This window comes from Marinomonas posidonica IVIA-Po-181 (assembly GCF_000214215.1).
GTDB lineage: Bacteria > Pseudomonadota > Gammaproteobacteria > Pseudomonadales > Marinomonadaceae > Marinomonas > Marinomonas posidonica.
This window is the reverse complement of the sequence record NC_015559.1, coordinates 2,415,004-2,433,655: the sequence shown is the minus strand read 5'-3', so window position 1 is coordinate 2,433,655 and position 18,652 is coordinate 2,415,004. Positions and strand designations below refer to the sequence as shown.

Sequence of the window (18,652 nt, the reverse complement as noted above, 5' to 3'; positions counted from 1 at the left end):
TGGAGGTGGTATGCAGTTTACCGGTTTTGATGATAATGGTGATCCACGTTCTTTGGAGCTGAGGTGTAATCATTTTTTTATTGGGACAGCATTTCAGCCTGAGCGATCGGCTTTTTTAGGAAAGCCGCAGCCAATCATTAAATCATTTTTGAAAGCGGCTAAGGAAGCAAATAATTACATTGCTGACAGGCGAGATAGCTAGAAATTTGTCTAAGGAATGGCTGTGCTCATCAGGACGGCATCAATCAAACGAATAGCGTTCGAACTGTTCCCAAGTGGCTTGCGCAACGGGTCCTAAGGGTTTTGATTTATCTTTCATAATGAAATAGTCCATGGGGGTTTTGTTTTGGATGTCATTCAGGGAAAGCATAATTAAAGTGCCATTTCTTAGACTATCTTCAACTAAGTAGCTCGGGAGTTTCCCCCAGCCCATGCCATTTTCGATTAACATCTTTTTAGTGTGGTAATCGTTCACATACCATCTATTTTGCCCTTCTATGACTCCCCATTCTAGGTTTTTAGAGGCACTTCCAGAGTCTTTTACGATAATTTGGCATTCTTTTAAAAGGTCTTGGCGGTTTTTAAGTGTGTCATTTCGGTTGATCAGTTTAGGCGAAGCCACATTGACTAAGAAGCCGCCTGTTAATCGATGTTTTTCTGTTTTTAATTCCGTTTCTAAGAGGTCGATTGATGGTGTGATACAGAGAGTAGCCGTTTCATTTTGAAGGGCCTCTAAGGCTCCGCTTAGATATTCCTGTTCTATGATGATTTGAGTGTTTGGGAATTGCCTTTGTAAGTTTTCTAGCAGGGGTAAAATGCCTTTTAAATCAAAAGAGGCTTCAATGGCAATGGTAATGCTTAATTCATTTCCGAGGGCGATGTGGTCAGCGGCTTGTTGTAAATTCGACGCCTCGTCTAATAGGTTGGACGCTTTCTGATACAGAGTCTTTCCCGCTTCCGTTAATTCTAAACGATAACCTGAGCGATTAAATAAAGGTAAATTAAAGCCTTTTTCTAACTGGCGAATGCTTTGACTAATGGCTGGCTGAGTCTTGTGTAGGCGCGCGCTTGCTTGGCTCAAAGAGCCTAGTTTAGCCACGGTGACAAACATTTTGAGCTGATCAAGCTTCATACTTTACTCTAACTGGTAAACTAAAAATTTATGTCTATATAGAATTTATTCAATATTTTTTTGGATTTGACTACTTTAATCTACCGCTTATCGTTAAGCAATGGCTTAGTTTTGGTTTAGGTGAATCGGAGACGTTATGAACAAAAAAGTAATGAATTATTTAGTCTATGTATCGTTGGCTTTGTGTACGTTTGCATTTGGCGCGGCAGGTGCGGCAAAGCTTGCAGGTGTTGAGCAAATGCATTTGTCCTTTGCATTAATGGGCTTACCAGCTTGGTTTGGTTATTTTATTGGAGCGTGTGAGCTAGCGGGTGCGATTGGCATTTGGTTCAAAAAACTACGTCTTTATGCGGCGAGTGGTTTAGCAATCATCATGCTTGGGGCATTGTATTTTCATACTGTCTACGAAACCATCGCGAATGGCATTCCTGCAATCATTTTATTGCTTTTGTTGGTTCATATACTGGTTAATCGTATTAAAACCCGCGCAGCGTAGAAAGCAATTTGCTTATAGTCTATTAAAGACTAGGCATATTGGATCAGTGTTGCCCTCATGACCTACCTTCGTGTAGGTCTTTTTCGTTTCTTCCAACGAAACGTCTTCTCTTCGTTAAGAGTGATGTATTATTCGAAGTGGTTAAGGAAGGTACGAATAAGTCTACTAAGCCTCAGTCTTTCAGAGAAATCGTCAAATAAGGCGCGACCCTGAAGGAATGTAGGTACCTTTCAAAGAGTCGCAACGCAGTAGACGTTTTCTCTGGAAGACCCATAGGGCAAGCTCTAAAAGCCTGTCTTCTTTGTTGAGCACCTCGACAATAGGCCAGCTATTCACATTCGGCACTCGCCTCGAAAAACAGGCTTTTATCCACATGCTGATACCTATATGGAGGTAGGTTATTGGGGCAATGCATAACCACAGGGATGTGGTGCAGTAGGGCAACGCAGGAGCGGTTGCCGAGGCTAGAGGACTTGTTCGCACCTTCCTTAAAACAGAGCCGTGATTTTGCTTTCTCTTCTCTTCTTTCAAGATGCGGTATTAACATTCCTGCTTCTCTTGCCTTGATAGCTTGATAGGCCGTTTTTCTGATAAGGCATTCGCATCTTAACCTTCTCTAGTATAAAGAGTGATGATCTTGTTATTCTTAAAGAAGTAGGGCGAATGATCATTTTTTAATTGTCAGCTTGGTCAAATACGCTTGTTCTCACTAACTGTTATGTTTTAGTAAGGCGCATTATGATTTCTCAAGAATATTGTCAAAAGTTAGCCGTCTATCATTCCTTAATGAATCAGCAATTGTATTCCGCTTGTGAAAAATTATCGGATAACGAAAGAAAAGAAGACAATAAGCTCTTTTTTAAATCGATTCACGGAACCTTGAACCATCTTTTATTTGGGGACATAGCGTGGCTTTCACGTTTCCTTCAGAAGGAAAATGAAATACCAGACATTGGTCAAGAACTCTATTCAGATTATTATGACCTTTGGCAAGCTCGAAAGGAGTGGGATCAAAAACTCTTGGACTGGTCTGCTACGGTTGAGCATGAATGGTTAGCCAGCGATTTTACGTTTACCAGTAAAGTGGATCAGTCAACAAGAACTCGCCCTGCATGGTTATTGGTTTCTCATTTATTCAATCATGGAACCCATCATAGAGGTCAGCTTACGACAATCTTAAGTCAATACGACATAGATTATGGTGTGACAGATATCCCGTTTTTGATAGTCGAATAACGCTATAAACAGTAAATGCTTTAGTATCACATCGGTTTAACGGGTATGATTTTTTTAATTTTATTTAGTAAAGGTTAAGGACTGAGGACAGACAAATGGACGTTAGCGTAATTGAAGAAATGGCCGTTCGCGGCATTGGGGTGCGTACCCGAAATGTGGATGAAATGCAGCCTGAAACCGCCAAAATTGGTGATTTGTGGGGGCGCTTTTACAGTCAGTTAATGCCCAAGTTATCGTCCAATGCTCAGGTATTTGGTTTGTATACTCATTATGAGTCTGATCATAATGGTTGGTTTGATGTGGTGGCCTGTACGGATAGTTTGGCTCAAGGTGATGTGGCAGAAGTGAAGGATTATTCGATTGTCGCAGGATCTTATCTGGTCTTTCGTGGCTCAGGTGAAATGCCAAAAGCGGTGATTGATTTATGGGGCGAGGTTTGGCGCTATTTTAGTTCCGATCACTGTGCTTATAAACGTGCTTTTACAACGGATTTTGAATGTTATAAAAGTGACCGCGAAATCGAGATCTATATCGCTATTGAGTAAGCTGAATTGATTGGGCTGAGTTGACGTCCAGCATTTCATTTATAAGAGGCTGTCCTAAATGATCTATGTCATGTTTGCTTTGGTGTTATTGACATTTTTGGTTGGTATTGTTGCTGTCACGGCACGGGTTAGGAGTGTGTTAACAGGGCAGGTGAAGATCAAGTATTACCGCGCCATGTCTGGTCAGACCGCGCCTGATTATGTGATGAATACTACTCGCTGTTTTAACAATCTGTTTGAAGTGCCGGTACTTTTTTACGTGGTAGGCGTGCTTTTTGTGAGCCTTCAACTGAACAGTGCAATTGCGCTGCTATTGGCCTGGTTGTTTGTTCTATTACGCGCCCTACAAGCCTTGGTGCATTTAACCTATAACAATGTGTTTCATCGTATGCTGTTGTTCTGGGCAGGCATGATAGATGTTTTGTTGATCTGGACGTTGCTGCTAACTGAGTTGGTGTCATCCGCTTGATTAGTTTGCTGTCTTTTACTGAAAATTATGGTGGTTAGAAGGCGATTTCATGACCACAAAAGAGGGGCGTTATCATGACGAAGTTAGGGGTTAATAATGGCCAACTTGCAGTGTGTTCAAACAAGCCAAATTGTGTCAGTAGTCAAGCAGAAGACAGGCAACATTACATTGATCCCTTGTTGTTTACTGGTGATTTGGTTAACGCGCGGGAGGCTGTTCTGGCCATCCTAGAGAAAACCAAACGCGTCAACTTGGTTACTGATGAAAAAAATTATCTACACGCTGAATTTACGTCGGCCGTGTTTCGCTTTGTTGATGATGTCGAGTTCTATTTTTTAGAGGATTCCCCCAACTTAACGAGCATTCATATTCGTTCTGCTTCCAGAGTCGGTTATTCGGACATGGGGGTGAATCGCAAACGAATGGAAGCCATTCGAGCACAATTATAATGTTTAGCTTGGTTGTGGCTTGGTATGGTTTTTTCAGCCTTCTGGCTATTTTAGCTTACGGTTTTGATAAATACGCCGCAATACGAGGTCACTGGCGAGTGCAAGAGTCTACTTTGCATTTACTGTCTGTGTTGGGCGGCTGGATAGGGGCGTTAATGGCGCAAGGGGTATTTCGCCACAAGCTGAGTAAGAAACGGTTTATGCTGGTATTTTGGGGCAGTGTGTTTGTCAATTTATTAGGATTGGTCTTGGTATTAAGTCAGTGGTTGGCTTTTCTGTAACCAATATGGCAAAAAATATTGAGAATTTCATTTTATTTCCTTCCTGACCTCAGATTTGCTTTCTTCAAACTGTGTTCCGTTTTAATATTTGTGGACGGAATCAGTCATGCTAAAAAAGGCTCGTTCTGTGGCTTGTTTAGCTCAAGTAATTCATCTTTTTTCAACTAAATTAGGAAACAGTAATGGCGGCTTTTGGTAGCGTTTTTATGCCTAAGATGGCATTAGCGACATTCGAAAATAATCAGTGGAGTGAAGCAAGCATAGTAGCGGCGGACAGCATTCAATTGCATCCAGGTGCGCACGTCTTACATTACTCTAGTACCTGCTTTGAAGGTTTGAAGGCATTTCGCCATGAAGACGGCAGTGTGCATGTATTTCGAATGGACCAAAACGTCAAACGTTTGGCGCAAAGTAGCCGTTTGTTATCTTTGCCGGAATTGGATGAGGCGGCGGTGTCGAAAATGATTTTGGATGTGGTAGCAGAATACGCTGAGGATGTGCCAACACCTCCTGGTTCTATGTACATTCGTCCAACTCATATTGGTACGGAAGCGGCCATTGGTAAAGCGGCTGCACCAACGGCGACCTCTATGTTGTATGTTTTGTTATCGCCTGTTGGCGACTATTTTACCGGTGGCGCAAAAGCGCTACGCTTGCTGCTTGAAGAAACGGGTATGCGTTGTGCACCCCACATGGGGATGGTAAAAAGCGGTGCTAACTATGCCAGTGCACTCGGGCCGATTTTCCAAGCACAAGAATCGGTACAAGCGGATCAAATCTTGTTTTGTCCAAATGGGGATGTTCAGGAAACGGGAGCCGCTAACTTTTTGTTGATTGACGGTAATGAAATCATCACCAAAGGTTTGGACACGTGCTTCTTACATGGTGTGACACGTTCTTCTATTTTGACGCTAGCGAAAGACTTGGGTATGACAATATCTGAGCGTGATATTACGGTTGATGAGCTATTGGAACGTGCCGCTAAGCCAGAAGTCGAAGCCGTGCTATCTGGTACTGCAGCAGTATTAACGTCTGTTGGGACATTCATTCATAATGGCAAAGATTACACTGTCGGAAATGGTGAACCGGGTCCGATTGCTCAAAAACTGCGTCAGGCATTGAATGATATTCAATGGGGGAAAGCGGAAGACAAGAATAACTGGTTAACAAAAGTCGTTTAAGCCAGTTAGCTGTGATACAAAAAACGCCTGATGAGTGTATGCCATCGGGCGTTTTTACGTTTAGCTTATAAATACTTTTTCTTTGAAACCTTACTTTTAGAAACTTAAGCGCAGTGATACAAACATGGCATCGAAGTTATAATCAGCAATTTCAGCTGTGTCATAGTTGGCGGCAATGGAAAAGTTTTTTGTCACATAGTAGCGAGCTGCAACCGCAAAACTGGAATCGGTCTCAGAGAAGACATCATCGTATTTGACCTTGCCTTCTAATTCCACGCGATCTGAGATGGTGGTGCGAAGACCTGCCGTTAAACGGAAGCCTGTTTCTTCAGTGCTCCCAAGATCCACTTCAACATATTGTAATTGACCAAATAGGTTGGATTGACTGCCAACACTTGAATACACACCCGCCCCAACGGCCATCACATCTAGACTGCCATATTCAGTTGATTCGAATGCCACGTAAGGGCCGCCAGAGGTTTCAAATGCACCAGAAAGGGAAGTGTATTCGTCATCAGAAGAATCAACATCTACCGTACCTTTACTGTACTCAATAAAAGTAAACAAAGACTCAGCTAAAACATTAGTTGATAAAAAGCACGCCGTCGCTGTCAGGCCTGTTAGTAACACTTTCTTCATCATCTTCTCCATCCTAATAAATGAGAATTGTTAATTTATGTAAAGTACTTATCGGCTATTCATCGCATAAGTTTAATCAGAATTTGGTTTTATTTTAATGACAGTTTGTTTCTTTTCATTGATGATACGAGGTGCATAATATTGATTAAGAGATTGGGATTTTGTGATGAAGGCGGTATTGGAAAAGTTGTGTTCACCTATTTTAAACCTCTTTGAGGTTGGTGAAGGGGCGTATGATTACAAACCATCTCACCGTAAAGTGTTAATTACTTTAGGGGCGTTGTGCCTGGTGATTGGTGCTATTTCGATTTATGTTACTTTTATAACGGGACAATTCGCTGGCATGATTCCAATTGTATTGTTCTGTGGTACTGGTTTGGTGTGTGAAGTGGTCGGATTATTGGGCAGTGATCGTGCTGTTGCGCGTATTTGGAAGCGTCACTAAATAAGCATCATGGCCTGATGTTCGAAGATAAGAAAGGCAGCGGATGCTGCCTTTCTTATGCTTAAAAGTTGGGATTAATGACGTTTGCCTTTGCGAGGCTTGTCTGCGCAGTCTTGCGCGCGCTCTTGTTGCAGCTCAAAGAATTTTGCCTTTTGATCGGCCGTTAATACACTGAGCATTTTGTGCTGTTGGCTCAGCATGTTTACTTGACGCTCAATGCGTTTTTCGCTCATCTCTTGTGCCAGCTCAGTCGCTTTTGCAGAGTTGAAATTGTCTGCCATCATCAAGTCTTTTAGCGCTTTCATGTGTGCTTCGCGAGCGTCCATATCAGGCTTAGGTGCTTTTTTAAACTCAGCTTTCATGCTATCGTGGTTGGCTTTGCGCAGCTCTTTTAGTTGTTCTTTTTGGTTGTCTGTTAGTGCCAATTCTTTCATCATACCGCGGTCAAAATCCCCCATACGGCATTCTTGTTGTGGTCCACGTGGGCCTTTACGGTCTTTATCACCATGAGCAAAGCTGCTTGTTGCACCTAGGGTTAAGGGTAAAACAAGGGAAGCGATGATAAGTTTTTTGCTGAATGTCATAGTCTGATCCTCAATATAATTAAATGTTACTCGCATGGCAGCGTTCGACTGCATGGGGGTAGGAAAGATCCGAAAGGCGTGAGCTAAACTCTCTGTATTCTTTGTTAAGCTTGTTGCCAATATATTTAATATTGGACGGTGAAACCTGCCTCGAATAAAGGTGAGTCATCTACACGCTGACCCCTACATGGATGTAGGGGATTAGAGCAACGCATAACCACAAGGATGTGGTGTAGTAGGGCAACGCATGAGCGGTTGCCGAGGAGCACGTTGCCGTAGCCAGTGGACTTGTTCATACCTTCCCTAGAATAGGATCTACTAGGTAAAGCGCGGTCTAAGCATGGTAAAGTATCGTAAAAGATAAAATCTCAACAAGGTTTCAACGTAAAATAGACTTTAGGATCAGTAAGGTTTGAGAATAATATGACACATATTTTAATTATTGATGACGATGTTGAATTAAGTGATTTGCTTAAAGAGGTGTTGTCGTTTGAAAATTTTCAGGTATCGACCGCTTATGACGGTTTGGCTGGATTAGCGGCGATGAGTGAGGCTGTGGATCTGGTTCTGTTGGATGTCATGATGCCTAAACTAAATGGTGTTGACACCTTAAAACAGTTGCGAGAAAAGTGGGATGTGCCGGTACTAATGTTGACCGCCAAAGGAGACGAGATCGACCGCGTGGTGGGGTTGGAATTAGGTGCGGACGATTATTTGCCTAAGCCTTTTAGTGAGCGAGAATTACTGGCTCGAATCCGCGCTATTTTGCGCCGAACTCAGATGGCTCCCAGCTCTGAAAAAACTCTGGATGGGGTTTTGTTCCATGACTTAAAACTATTTCCTGGCCGCTTAGAAGCCTACTGTGCTGGGCAGTTATTGGATCTAACAAGCACTGAATTCGCCCTGTTACATTACTTTGTACAACACCCAGGGCAGGTGTTAACCAAAGAGGATCTGAGTTTAGAAGTATTAAGCAAGCGATTATCGGCGTTTGACCGTGCGGTTGATATGCATGTTTCTAATCTACGTAAAAAGCTGCCTGATTGGGCAAATGGTAAAGCTAGAATTAAAACCTTGCGCGGCCGTGGTTATTTGTTTGTCGAGGGGGATTAATGCGTTTACCGAAAATCACCAGCTTGTATGGGCGCATCTTTGCCATTTTTTGGTTTACCATGTTTTTGATTGTTATGGTGGTTTTGTCATTACCAAGTTTTGACCCCAGAAATAGCCGAGCTATTTCGCCGCACCATCATGATGTCATGCTGAAAGTACGTGACCGGGTGGAAGAGAATTTTGCGTTTGCTGATACGCTCGAACCTATATTAAAAGCTTTTGAAGAACGTCCATCGAGAGAAAAAGACAAGGACGATCGTCGTCTTCGTCTATTTTTAACGGACTTAGATGGCCGCATTATCGCGCAGGATAAGCGTCCCGAATTTATGTTTAGGTCGCTACGAAACTTTGTCTCCAGTATTGATAACCCTGAAGTGCCGCGTCAGCGTTTGTATGGCAAAACCATGTTTACAGGGCCACTGCCTATCTATCTAGCGGGGCAAGACTACTTCTTAATCATTGCGACAAAATGGCACGAGCCGCCACACTTTTTATTGCAGTTGTTTGATCACCCCATTCGTTTGTTATTAGTGGTGATGTTGGTGAGTACGCCATTCCTTCTTTGGTTAGCCTGGGCTTTGAGCCAACCTGCAAGGCGATTGGAAGAAGCCGCCAAGCGTGTGTCGCAAGGTGTGTTTGAAATGGACCCTGAGCTTGAAAAGGGGACCAGCGAGTTCCGTCAAGCGGGTGCCAGCTTTAATCAGATGGTGGAAGCGGTGAACATGATGATCCGTCGTCAACAACGGCTGTTATCGGATATTTCTCATGAGCTAAGATCACCATTGGCTCGTTTGCGTATGGCACAAGCCTTGGCTTCACGTAAACAGGGGGAGAGCAATGAGCTAAATCGCATTGACCTTGAAGCTCAGCGTCTAGAGCAGATGATTGGTAAGTTACTGGAATTGTCGAGTTTACAAGTAGACAGTCACTTAACTCGGGAGTGTCAGCCTTTGTCCAGTTTGTTGGAAGACCTGTTTGCTGACTGCCAATTTGAAGCTCAACAGATGAATAAACAGATGATACTGCCAGACATACCGAAACAAGAAATATATTGTTATCCGCAGCTGTTAATGAGTGCCCTAGAAAATATTATTCGTAACGCAATTTGTTATGGTCAACATCAAATCCAAGTGTCCATATGGGTTGAGGCTGGAGAAGTCACCATACGTGTTGAAGACGATGGTGAAGGGGTATCTGAAGAAGAGCTGAGCTCCATTTTTCGTCCTTTTTATCGGGTGTCGACAGCTCGTGATCGTCATTCTGGTGGAACTGGATTAGGGCTGGCTATCACTGAAAATGCAGTACGTCAGCATAATGGCCGTATCAATGCAGAACGCAGTGAATTGGGTGGTTTATTGATTGAAGTGGTGTTGCCGCTGGCTTAGGGCTTTATTCATGCTTCGAAACAAAAAATGGGAAGCCAATTGGCTTCCCATTTTTGTATGTCGTCGTTAGCTTTATACGAAGATAAAAAACTTAGCGATAAACAAAGCAGCCAGTGCATACACGGCCAAGCTGACTTGCTTGCCTTGACCGGATAGTAACTTGATCACAGCGTAACTGATGAAAGACAAAGCAATGCCGTCAGCGATGGAGTAGGTGAGTGGCATAGTGAAGGCTGCGATTAGAACTGGAGCCGCCTCAGAAATGTCATCCCATTCAACGTGCGCGAGACTGCTTGTCATAAGCACAGCAACGTACATTAAAGCCCCTGCCGTTGCATAGGCTGGAATTGAGCCTGCTAAAGGAGCAAAGAATAAGCTCAGTAGGAAGAGTGCCGCGACCACAACAGCAGTAAGGCCTGTACGGCCACCAGCGGCGACACCAGATGCACTTTCAATGTAACTGGTTGTGGATGATGTACCCAAAGCAGCACCAGCGACTGTGGCCGTTGAGTCAGCCAATAGGGCTTTCTTTAGACGGGGTAGATTACCATCTTTGTTTAGCAGTCCACCACGTTGACCAACGCCAATGAGTGTGCCTGATGTGTCAAAAAGATCGACGAAGAAGAAAGCGAAAATCACACTTAACATGCTGATTTGGAATGCGCCTTCAATGTCCATCGCTAGGAAAGTTGGCGCAATGGATGGTGGAGCAGAAACTAATCCACCAAATTCGTTTTGGCCGAACAGCATGGATAAGATGGTCACCAGCAAAATGCCAATCATGACCGCACCAGTGACATTTAAGTAGGACAAAGCACAGATTACGAAGAAGCCAAGTAGACCATAAATAGCCGATGGTGAGGCGAGGTCACCCAAGGAAACCATTGTTGCTGGGTTTTTGATGATGATGCCAGAGTTTTGCAAAGCGATCATCGCTAAGAAAAGGCCAATACCAGCCGCAATGCCGAGTTTTAGTGAAGACGGAATCGCATTGATCACCCATTCACGAATTCGGAATATACTGATGATGATGAATAACACACCTGATAGGAAGACGGCACCCAGTGCTTGTTCCCAAGAGTATCCCATGCCTAACACAACACCATAAGTGAAGAACGCGTTTAGCCCCATGCCAGGTGCCATCGCGATGGGGTAGTTTGCATATAGGCCCATGATCAGACAGCCAATCGCCGCCGCCAGACAGGTAGCCACGAAAACGGCGCCTTGGTCCATGCCAGCTTGCGCTAGAATTGATGGGTTTACAAAGATAATGTAAGCCATGGTTAGGAAGGTGGTAATACCGCCAACGACTTCGTTACGCACGCTTGTATTATGTGCTTTTAGTTGAAATAAACGTTCAAGCATTGATTTGCCTTAATTGTAGTTTATAGATTTGAGGGTTTGAAAACGGCGCTAGTATAAAAAAATAAGGCCGACTTGTGCAGTCAATATTGAAAAAATATTGGCTGCACAAGAGGTAAAAGACTATTTATGGAAGTCGATGGCACCCACTTCAGCTACTTTAGGGCCATTAAACGCCATAACCGCTTGGTGCTCAGGGTGCTTTTGATAGACTTGTAAATCTTCAATGGACTGAAATTGCATGTTTAGAATCAGATCCCAACTACGAGCTTGGTGAAGTTCATCAACGCCAATTTCTAATTGCTGAATTTCGGCAATACAATCTTTTAATGCCAACATTTTCTGTTGAAAGGTGTCGATGTGTTCCGCGCTGGTACCTTCTTGATATTTGATGAAAACATGATGCTGCAGCATGATGTATTAGGCTCCTAGATTAAGACGCTTTTTGGCTTAAGTTAATGGTTGGTGGCGCTGTGTTAAGGGCTTCCATGGCGTAACCTGCGGCGGCTTTGTATTTCGCCATCAGTTCTTGGCGTTCTGCGGCAGGGAAGACGTCTTCTATATTATCGAAGTGACCTGCACAACGCTTGTCTAGCTCATTCAGAATGACAAATGGGCCAGCGCCACGGTTACGCAAAACGACGGCTGAAATATCAGCACACAAACGGTCATTGAAATCACTTAACGCAGCAGGGGTGACACCAAATTGTAAGATGGAAGCGCCGAGTTCACGCGCATCAACAATGGCTTGGCTGGCACCATTTGAGCCTGTTGGGTACATGATGTGTGCGGCATCGCCCATTAATACGACGTGTTGATCGACCCAACTCGGTACTGGGTCTCTGTCGATCATTGGGTATTCAAATACTTCTTTAGCGCCACGTAATAGTCCCTGAATGTCCACCCAATCATAATCCCAACCCTCGAAGTGATGGATAAAGTCTTGCAATTCGACTTTCTTATTCCAATCCCCACTGGTCCAACCCTCAGAATTGTCCATGGTCACTTCGGCAATCCAATTAATGGTTGCCAGTCCGGTAATGGGGTCGGCGGGCGTGATGGGGTAAAAGACAACGCGGTGGTGGTGTGTTCCCAAACCAACGAAAGAAGCACCAGTTCGGATTGGTTTGGCCTGAGTGGTTCCGCGCCACATTACTGCGCCGCCCCAATGTATGGGCGGTTGTTGCGGATACATTTGAGCTCTGACGGCAGAGTGTAGACCATCCGCGGCGATTAATAGGGCGCCTTCCATTTCAATTTGTTCACCAGAAGACGTGCTAATAGTAGCAACCACGCCGTCTTGGGTATTTTGATAAGACGTTACTTTATGTCCCGTTAGGACAGCGTCTTCACCCAATCGTTCTAGCACTGAGCGATAGAGCAACATTTGCAGTTCGCCTCTATGCACTGAGTATTGAGGCCAATGATATCCAGCCTCGATGCCTCGTGGCTCGCTGTAGACTTGTTTGCCGTTTAATCCTACTAGGGCCCATTCTTTTGTTGGTATACCTATGGTATCCAGTAAACTTTGATCTAAGCCCATGTCATAGAGTTCACGTACGGCGTTGGGCTGTATGTTAATGCCGACGCCGAGTGGTTTGAGTTCCGCCACGGATTCAAGTACTAGGCAAGGTACGCCAATTTGGTGAAGTGTTAGGGCAAGGCTTAAGCCGCCAATGCCGCCTCCGGCGATTAAGATCGGCTTTTTGTTATTGGCTGTCATAGTTGTTGCGGTCCACAGTTTTTATTTTAAACGGTTATTATCCCTAACCCTGCAGCGGGATACAATCTTATTCCTTCTGTTGCGGATAGTCAGAGCTGTTCGATCCGATAGCCTTTATTTCTTAAGCTCAATAATAGGCTGTCAGGTCCTGCTAAATGCAAAGCGCCGACCATGATAAATTCAGTTTCCGGTGTGCTGATCAGGTGTTCTATCTGAGTTAGCCAACCCCGATTTCGTTCGGTTATGAGGGTGTGATAAATGGCAGGATAATCTTGTTGAAGTTCGATCAATTCCAGTTTCGCAAGTTTCTCTAAGTGACCATCGCGCCAGCTTTGTTTTAGAGCTTGCAGTGATTCTGCCATGCCTCCTATGTCCTCAAGGGTGTAATTGATCAAGTCATTTGGGTCAATTTGATTGAGGCTGCTGAGAATGCGAATTTGCTCGTCCGGTGTTTCTAGCCAAGCTTGTATTTTATTATCCTGTTGGGCTTTTTCGGCATAAAACGCATCGACCCCTATACTGTTCATACCAAGTCGCTGTAATTCTTGCATACTGAGTAAAAGAGAGAGGCCGCTGGGTTTAAAATGTTCAATGGTTTCGCTTTGAATGCCTCTTGATTGGAGATATTGAAAGAGGTTGAGATAGGTTGGCTTGTCTAGAACATGGTGAATTTTTGTGTCATCAGAATAGGTCATTGTATATTGAAGTTTTTGCTGAAAACTGGGTTGGCTTAATGCCATTATGTCAGTTTCAAATACGACCTGATCGGATGCCGTGTAAGCTTGGTCATAAGCCACTGGCAATGGATAATCTGAGGCACTTAACACATGAATCGTTCCACCTAAATAGAGGCTGTTGGTCGCATTGGATACTTTCCAAACGGAAGCCGCTTCTGCCTGTAATCCAAGCGTGGCTAATAAGGTTAGAGTACTGTGTTTTAAGGTGTTCATAGCATGTCTGATCTGTCTTTAAGGTGAAGGGGGATACGAATAAGTCTGCTGAACTTCAGGTCACCATCTAGGGAAGGTATTTACCTTCCTGCTCACTCTTGCCTTGATAGACAGTTTCTCTGATAAGACTGACGTTCAGAAGGCTTATTCGCACCTTCCTTAATACGCGAATTTTACAGTATAGAGTAGTGGGGGAAAGTTTCATCTTGGTGTTTCCTTATTCCTTCATTCGTTGTTTTTATGGGATGACACTGATGATAAACCGATAACAAAGTATCGAGTGGCGGTAAGGTGTGGTGATCAATGTTAGTGTTGGGGCGGAGACTCTCTCTATTGCTTTTTACTTTGAATGTTCGTTCTTTTATTACTGGGAGGTGTCTTTAACCTATTGAAAATTATCTGTTTATTTTAATTTTTTATGGGTTGTAAGCCTGTTTGATAAGATAGGAATAATCCACAAATCATGACTTGGTGTATTTTGTCATTAACTTTGGCATCTTTTGTTATTGAGAGAATGGGCGTTATAGACGACTCTTTCTAGTATAGAAAGAGTTCATTTTGGAACTGTTCCAACAAAAACAATAAGAGGTCATAGGCCATGCCTGAATATAAAGCGCCCTTGCGCGACATCAAATTTGTGACAGAAGAAGTTCTGGATATTTACGGACATTACGCAAAATTGCCTGGTGCCGAAGAGGCGACGCCGGATATGGTGTCAGCGATTCTTGAAGAAGGTGCTAAGTTTGCGGAGCGTGTTCTCTCTCCTTTAAACCGTGTTGGTGATCAGCAAGGTTGTCAATTCAATGATGGTGACGTCACCACACCAGAAGGTTTCAAAGAAGCATACCAGCAATACGTTGAAGGTGGTTGGCCATCTTTGTCTCACCCTGAAGACATGGGTGGTCAAGGTTTGCCTGATTCTTTAGGTATGTTGGTAACGGAAATGATTGCCACAGCGAACTGGTCTTGGGGCATGTACCCAGGCTTGAGTCATGGTGCGATGAATACCATTGAGCAACATGGCACAGAAGAGCAAAGACAAACCTATTTAAGCAAACTGGTATCAGGTGAATGGACAGGTACCATGTGTTTGACTGAACCACATTGTGGTACAGATCTTGGCATGTTGAAAACCAAAGCGGAACCAAAAGAAGATGGCAGTTACGCCATCAGTGGCACAAAAATCTTTATCTCAGCGGGTGAGCACGATATGGCAGACAATATAGTCCATATTGTATTGGCTCGTTTGCCTGATGCACCTGCCGGCACGAAAGGTATCTCTTTATTCATCGTGCCGAAATTCAATGTTGATGCATCTGGCGAGAAAGCCGATAAAAACCAAGTATCTTGTGGTTCCATTGAACACAAAATGGGGATTCATGGTAATGCCACTTGTGTGATGAACTTTGATGGAGCGACCGGTTTCCTAATTGGGCCACCAAACCGTGGCCTGAACTGCATGTTTACCTTTATGAATACGGCTCGTCTTGGTACGGCCATGCAAGGTTTGGCACATTCTGAATGGGCGCTACAGAATTCCGTAGCCTATGCTAAAGATCGTTTGCAAATGCGTTCTTTGTCTGGCCCTAAAGCGCCGGAAAAAGCGGCTGATCCGATTATTGTTCACCCAGATGTACGTCGTATGCTGTTAACTCAGAAAGCCTTCGCAGAAGGTGGACGAGCGTTGATTCATTACTGTTCTATGTTGGTTGATAGCACCAAACATGGTACCGACGACGAAAAAGCGGAAGCCGATGAACTAATGTCTTTGTTGACGCCGATTGCGAAAGCCTTCCTAACGGAAACGGGTTTCGAGGCGGCTAACCAGGGTCTACAAGTGTTCGGTGGTCATGGTTTTATTGCTGAATGGGGGATGGAGCAAAATGTACGTGATTGCCGTATCTCTATGCTTTATGAAGGCACAACCGGTATTCAGGCGTTGGATCTTTTAGGTCGAAAAGTTTTGATGACTCAAGGTGCAACTCTTCGTCGATTTACTAAGATAGTTCATAAGTTCTGTAAAGAGCACAAAGGTGACAAACGCTTTAAGTCTTACATCACGGCATTGGATAAACTCAACAGTGAGTGGGGTGATGTCACCATGAAGATTGGTATGAAAGCGATGCGTAACAAAGAAGAAGTGGGGGCCGCGTCAGTGGATTATTTAATGTTCTCTGGTTACGTTGTTTTAGCTTACTTCTGGGCGCGTATGGCTGTTACAGCGAGAACCAAACTAGCAGAAGGTACGGACGAGGTGGGTTTCTACACCGCAAAATTGCAAACGGCGACCTTCTACTACGAACGTATTTTGCCACGTACCAAAGCGCATGCTGAAGCCATGTTGTCAGGTGCTGACAATCTACTGGCGATGGAAGAAGATAATTTCTTATTCCTAAATGCTTAATGAATAACAAAATGGCGCACCATGAAGTGTGGTGCGCCTGATAAATAGAATGTTGAACGAGGTGTGTTATGAGCGAAGCTAAAGCTGTTTTTGATTCCATGTTGGGCCGTTTTGATGCGGATGAAGCGGATGATATGGAAGCGGTCTTTCAATTTGACTTAGATGATGCGGACAACTATCACTTAAGTGTTGAAGATGGAAAGTGTGAAATGGGTGAAGGCGAACATGACGATCCAACCGTGACCTTGAGCATGGATCTGGAAACTCTGAAAGATGTAATGAGTGGTGAATTAGATGGCATGCAAGCCTTTATGCAGGGTAAAATTCGTGCAGATGGAGACATCATGCTAGCCACTAAGTTGACGCAAATATTTCCTCAGTAAGTCGAAACTTTGCGGAACCTTCTTAAGGCTCAACTGCTAGACTGTAGTTGGGCTTTTGCATTTGATTACTCTCCAACATAAAAAAAACAACTGGAGCTTTTTATGACAATGGATACTTCTCTAGATAACAACGCAGATAACGAGAAAGTGCCAGGTAGTTATTTACCAGACTCGCTTAATCCTAATGGCTATCAAGGCCTCACCGATGTATTGGCCCTAGCGGTTGATAAATATTCGGACTTACCCGCTTTCACAAGTGTCGGTCGCACCATTACTTACCGAGAGTTGAATGAAAAGTCGGATGCGTTCGCGGCGTATCTGCAAAACGATACCGACTTGTCTCCTGGTGATCGAATTGCCATCCAATTACCTAACATCATCCAATACCCAATTGTGCTATTTGGCGCAATGAAAGCGGGTTTGGTTGTGGTAAACACCAATCCTTTATACACGCCAAAAGAACTAGAACACCAGTTTAATGATGCGGGTGTGAAAGCCTTAGTTTTGTGTGCCAATGTGGCAAGCAACGTTGAAAAAATTCTTGCAAAAACCTCTATCAAGCACGTCATCATTACCGAAATTGCCGATTTACATTCACCGATTAAGCGGGTGTTGGTGAATTCCATTGTTAAATACGTCAAAAAAATGGTTCCAGCTTACGATATTCCATCCGCGCTCTCATTGAATGAGGTGTTGGCGAAAGGTCATGGTAAACCAGTTTCAAAAGTGCCGGTGACGCCGCAACACATTGCGGTTCTGCAATATACCGGTGGTACCACAGGGGTTGCGAAAGGCGCGATGTTAACCAACGCCAACCTCATCGCCAACATGTATCAGCTGGGTTCGCGCTTAGAGTCGATCGTTGAGGAGCGAGTTGAGACCTATATTGCCCCTTTGCCTTTGTATCATATTTACGCCTTTTTGATTCATGGCTTGACCTTGTTACAGAGCGGTGCCCACAGTGTATTGATCCCCAATCCGCGTGATTTACCTGGGTTTGTGTCTGAGCTTAAGAAGTGGAAATTTACAGGTTTTGTTGGGCTTAACACGCTTTTTGTTGGTCTGTGTAATCGTGATGATTTCCGTGCTTTGGACTTTTCTAATCTGAAACTTACCTGTTCTGGTGGTATGCCTCTGACGCATGCTGCTGCCGATGAATGGAAGCGTATGACAGGTTGCCAAGTGGTGGAAGGTTATGGTTTGACAGAAACCTCACCGGTTGTGTCATTTAACCCAATTGGAGAAGAGCGAATTGGCACGATCGGTTTGCCTGTTGGTGAGACTGATATCAAGATTCAAGGTGACAATGGCGAAGCTTTACCACAAGGTGAATCTGGTATGTTGTGCGTGCGTGGACCTCAGGTGATGAAGGGCTATTGGAATCGCGAAGAAGCAACACGTGAAGTGATGACCGAAGATGGTTTCTTGATTACCGGCGACATTGCGATGCAGCATGAAGATGGTTACTTGCAGATTGTGGACCGTGCCAAAGACATGATCATAGTGTCTGGTTTTAACGTTTACCCAACCGAAGTCGAAGATTGTATTTCGTCTCATCCCGCTATCTTGGAATCCGCTGCGATTGGTGTGCCAGATGATAAAACAGGTGAGGCGGTGAAAGCCTATGTGGTGATGAAAGCTGGTGAGTCGATTGACATTAATGCCCTGCGAGTGTTCTGCAAAGAGCATTTAGCTGCTTACAAGGTGCCGAAACACATTGAAGTACGTACCGAGCTGCCGAAAACCAATGTCGGTAAAGTATTGCGCCGCGCCCTTCGAGAAGAAGAAATGGCAAGCTAATTTAGCTACCTTTGACGGTTGAGTGCGTATTTTCCTCGAAATCTTTGTGGGTAAATTCGCGCACAAGAACACATT

At 44.1% G+C, this 18,652-nt stretch carries 21 protein-coding genes; 14 read left to right on the top strand and 7 right to left on the bottom strand.

The window, feature by feature from the left end; translation table 11 throughout:
• Window positions 1-10 precede the first annotated feature (10 nt).
• Window positions 11-202 carry a CTP synthase gene (locus MAR181_RS18490; RefSeq protein ID WP_041651308.1) on the top strand — a complete coding sequence of 64 codons (192 nt, stop codon included), beginning with the start codon at window positions 11-13 and terminating at the stop codon, window positions 200-202.
• A gap of 39 nt (window positions 203-241) precedes the next feature.
• Here MAR181_RS18490 and MAR181_RS11325 read toward each other — a convergent pair whose 3' ends face one another.
• A complete protein-coding gene (locus tag MAR181_RS11325) occupies window positions 242-1,132 on the bottom strand; it encodes a LysR family transcriptional regulator (RefSeq protein WP_013796729.1) in 891 nt (296 codons plus the stop codon).
• 136 nt (window positions 1,133-1,268) lie between these two features.
• Between MAR181_RS11325 and MAR181_RS11320 the strand changes: the two genes are divergently transcribed.
• The 7 genes from MAR181_RS11320 (at window position 1,269) to MAR181_RS11290 (ending at window position 5,789) form a co-directional block, all read left to right on the top strand.
• Window positions 1,269-1,628 carry a DoxX family protein gene (locus MAR181_RS11320; RefSeq protein WP_013796728.1) on the top strand — a complete coding sequence of 120 codons (360 nt, stop codon included), beginning with the start codon at window positions 1,269-1,271 and terminating at the stop codon, window positions 1,626-1,628.
• A 738-nt stretch (window positions 1,629-2,366) separates the two neighbouring features.
• The gene (locus tag MAR181_RS11315) at window positions 2,367-2,864 is read left to right on the top strand and encodes a DinB family protein (RefSeq protein ID WP_013796727.1); all 498 of its coding nucleotides are present in this window, start codon (window positions 2,367-2,369) and stop codon (window positions 2,862-2,864) included.
• Between the two features lie 95 nt (window positions 2,865-2,959).
• Window positions 2,960-3,409, top strand: coding sequence for a GyrI-like domain-containing protein (locus MAR181_RS11310; RefSeq protein WP_013796726.1), 450 nt, complete (start codon window positions 2,960-2,962; stop codon window positions 3,407-3,409).
• A gap of 58 nt (window positions 3,410-3,467) precedes the next feature.
• A complete protein-coding gene (locus tag MAR181_RS11305) occupies window positions 3,468-3,878 on the top strand; it encodes an MAPEG family protein (RefSeq protein ID WP_013796725.1) in 411 nt (136 codons plus the stop codon).
• Window positions 3,879-3,952: 74 nt separating this feature from the next.
• Window positions 3,953-4,327 carry a DUF1499 domain-containing protein gene (locus tag MAR181_RS11300; protein ID WP_013796724.1) on the top strand — a complete coding sequence of 125 codons (375 nt, stop codon included), beginning with the start codon at window positions 3,953-3,955 and terminating at the stop codon, window positions 4,325-4,327.
• Window positions 4,327-4,608, top strand: coding sequence for a DUF1294 domain-containing protein (locus tag MAR181_RS11295; protein ID WP_013796723.1), 282 nt, complete (start codon window positions 4,327-4,329; stop codon window positions 4,606-4,608). Before MAR181_RS11300 ends, MAR181_RS11295 begins: the two co-directional genes overlap by 1 nt.
• A gap of 182 nt (window positions 4,609-4,790) precedes the next feature.
• Window positions 4,791-5,789, top strand: coding sequence for a branched-chain amino acid aminotransferase (locus MAR181_RS11290; RefSeq protein ID WP_013796722.1), 999 nt, complete (start codon window positions 4,791-4,793; stop codon window positions 5,787-5,789).
• A 96-nt stretch (window positions 5,790-5,885) separates the two neighbouring features.
• Here MAR181_RS11290 and MAR181_RS11285 read toward each other — a convergent pair whose 3' ends face one another.
• Window positions 5,886-6,431 carry a hypothetical protein gene (locus MAR181_RS11285; protein ID WP_013796721.1) on the bottom strand — a complete coding sequence of 182 codons (546 nt, stop codon included), beginning with the start codon at window positions 6,429-6,431 and terminating at the stop codon, window positions 5,886-5,888.
• 163 nt (window positions 6,432-6,594) lie between these two features.
• On the opposite strand from MAR181_RS11285, the gene MAR181_RS11280 reads away from it, so the two are divergent.
• Window positions 6,595-6,873, top strand: coding sequence for a hypothetical protein (locus tag MAR181_RS11280; protein ID WP_013796720.1), 279 nt, complete (start codon window positions 6,595-6,597; stop codon window positions 6,871-6,873).
• A gap of 74 nt (window positions 6,874-6,947) precedes the next feature.
• Here the strand turns inward: MAR181_RS11280 and MAR181_RS11275 are convergent, their stop codons facing one another.
• Window positions 6,948-7,457: a CpxP family protein gene (locus MAR181_RS11275; protein WP_013796719.1), complete on the bottom strand. Its 510-nt coding sequence runs from the start codon at window positions 7,455-7,457 to the stop codon at window positions 6,948-6,950.
• Between the two features lie 423 nt (window positions 7,458-7,880).
• On the opposite strand from MAR181_RS11275, the gene MAR181_RS11270 reads away from it, so the two are divergent.
• Both MAR181_RS11270 and cpxA read left to right on the top strand, forming a co-directional pair.
• Window positions 7,881-8,570 (top strand): response regulator, encoded by a 690-nt coding sequence (locus MAR181_RS11270; protein WP_013796718.1) that lies wholly within the window; start codon window positions 7,881-7,883, stop codon window positions 8,568-8,570.
• Window positions 8,570-9,955 carry an envelope stress sensor histidine kinase CpxA gene (gene cpxA / locus MAR181_RS11265; RefSeq protein ID WP_013796717.1) on the top strand — a complete coding sequence of 462 codons (1,386 nt, stop codon included), beginning with the start codon at window positions 8,570-8,572 and terminating at the stop codon, window positions 9,953-9,955. The genes MAR181_RS11270 and cpxA overlap by 1 nt, the downstream gene beginning before the upstream one ends.
• Before the next feature lie 72 nt (window positions 9,956-10,027).
• Here the strand turns inward: cpxA and MAR181_RS11260 are convergent, their stop codons facing one another.
• The 4 genes from MAR181_RS11260 to MAR181_RS11245 form a co-directional block, all read right to left on the bottom strand.
• Window positions 10,028-11,320, bottom strand: coding sequence for an NCS2 family permease (locus MAR181_RS11260; RefSeq protein ID WP_013796716.1), 1,293 nt, complete (start codon window positions 11,318-11,320; stop codon window positions 10,028-10,030).
• A 120-nt stretch (window positions 11,321-11,440) separates the two neighbouring features.
• Window positions 11,441-11,731 carry a Dabb family protein gene (locus tag MAR181_RS11255; protein ID WP_013796715.1) on the bottom strand — a complete coding sequence of 97 codons (291 nt, stop codon included), beginning with the start codon at window positions 11,729-11,731 and terminating at the stop codon, window positions 11,441-11,443.
• Between the two features lie 19 nt (window positions 11,732-11,750).
• On the bottom strand, window positions 11,751-13,040 hold the full coding sequence (locus MAR181_RS11250; protein WP_013796714.1) for a flavin-dependent oxidoreductase: 1,290 nt from the start codon (window positions 13,038-13,040) through the stop codon (window positions 11,751-11,753).
• A gap of 89 nt (window positions 13,041-13,129) precedes the next feature.
• Window positions 13,130-13,990, bottom strand: coding sequence for a TraB/GumN family protein (locus MAR181_RS11245; protein ID WP_013796713.1), 861 nt, complete (start codon window positions 13,988-13,990; stop codon window positions 13,130-13,132).
• A gap of 598 nt (window positions 13,991-14,588) precedes the next feature.
• Between MAR181_RS11245 and MAR181_RS11240 the strand changes: the two genes are divergently transcribed.
• From MAR181_RS11240 to MAR181_RS11230, 3 genes are all read left to right on the top strand, one after another.
• Entirely contained in the window at window positions 14,589-16,394 is a 1,806-nt protein-coding gene (locus tag MAR181_RS11240) for an acyl-CoA dehydrogenase C-terminal domain-containing protein (RefSeq protein WP_013796712.1), read from the top strand.
• Window positions 16,395-16,462: 68 nt separating this feature from the next.
• Entirely contained in the window at window positions 16,463-16,777 is a 315-nt protein-coding gene (locus MAR181_RS11235; RefSeq protein WP_013796711.1) for an SCP2 sterol-binding domain-containing protein, read from the top strand.
• A 102-nt stretch (window positions 16,778-16,879) separates the two neighbouring features.
• On the top strand, window positions 16,880-18,577 hold the full coding sequence (locus MAR181_RS11230) for an AMP-binding protein (protein WP_013796710.1): 1,698 nt from the start codon (window positions 16,880-16,882) through the stop codon (window positions 18,575-18,577).
• The last annotated feature ends 75 nt before the right edge of the window (window positions 18,578-18,652 follow it).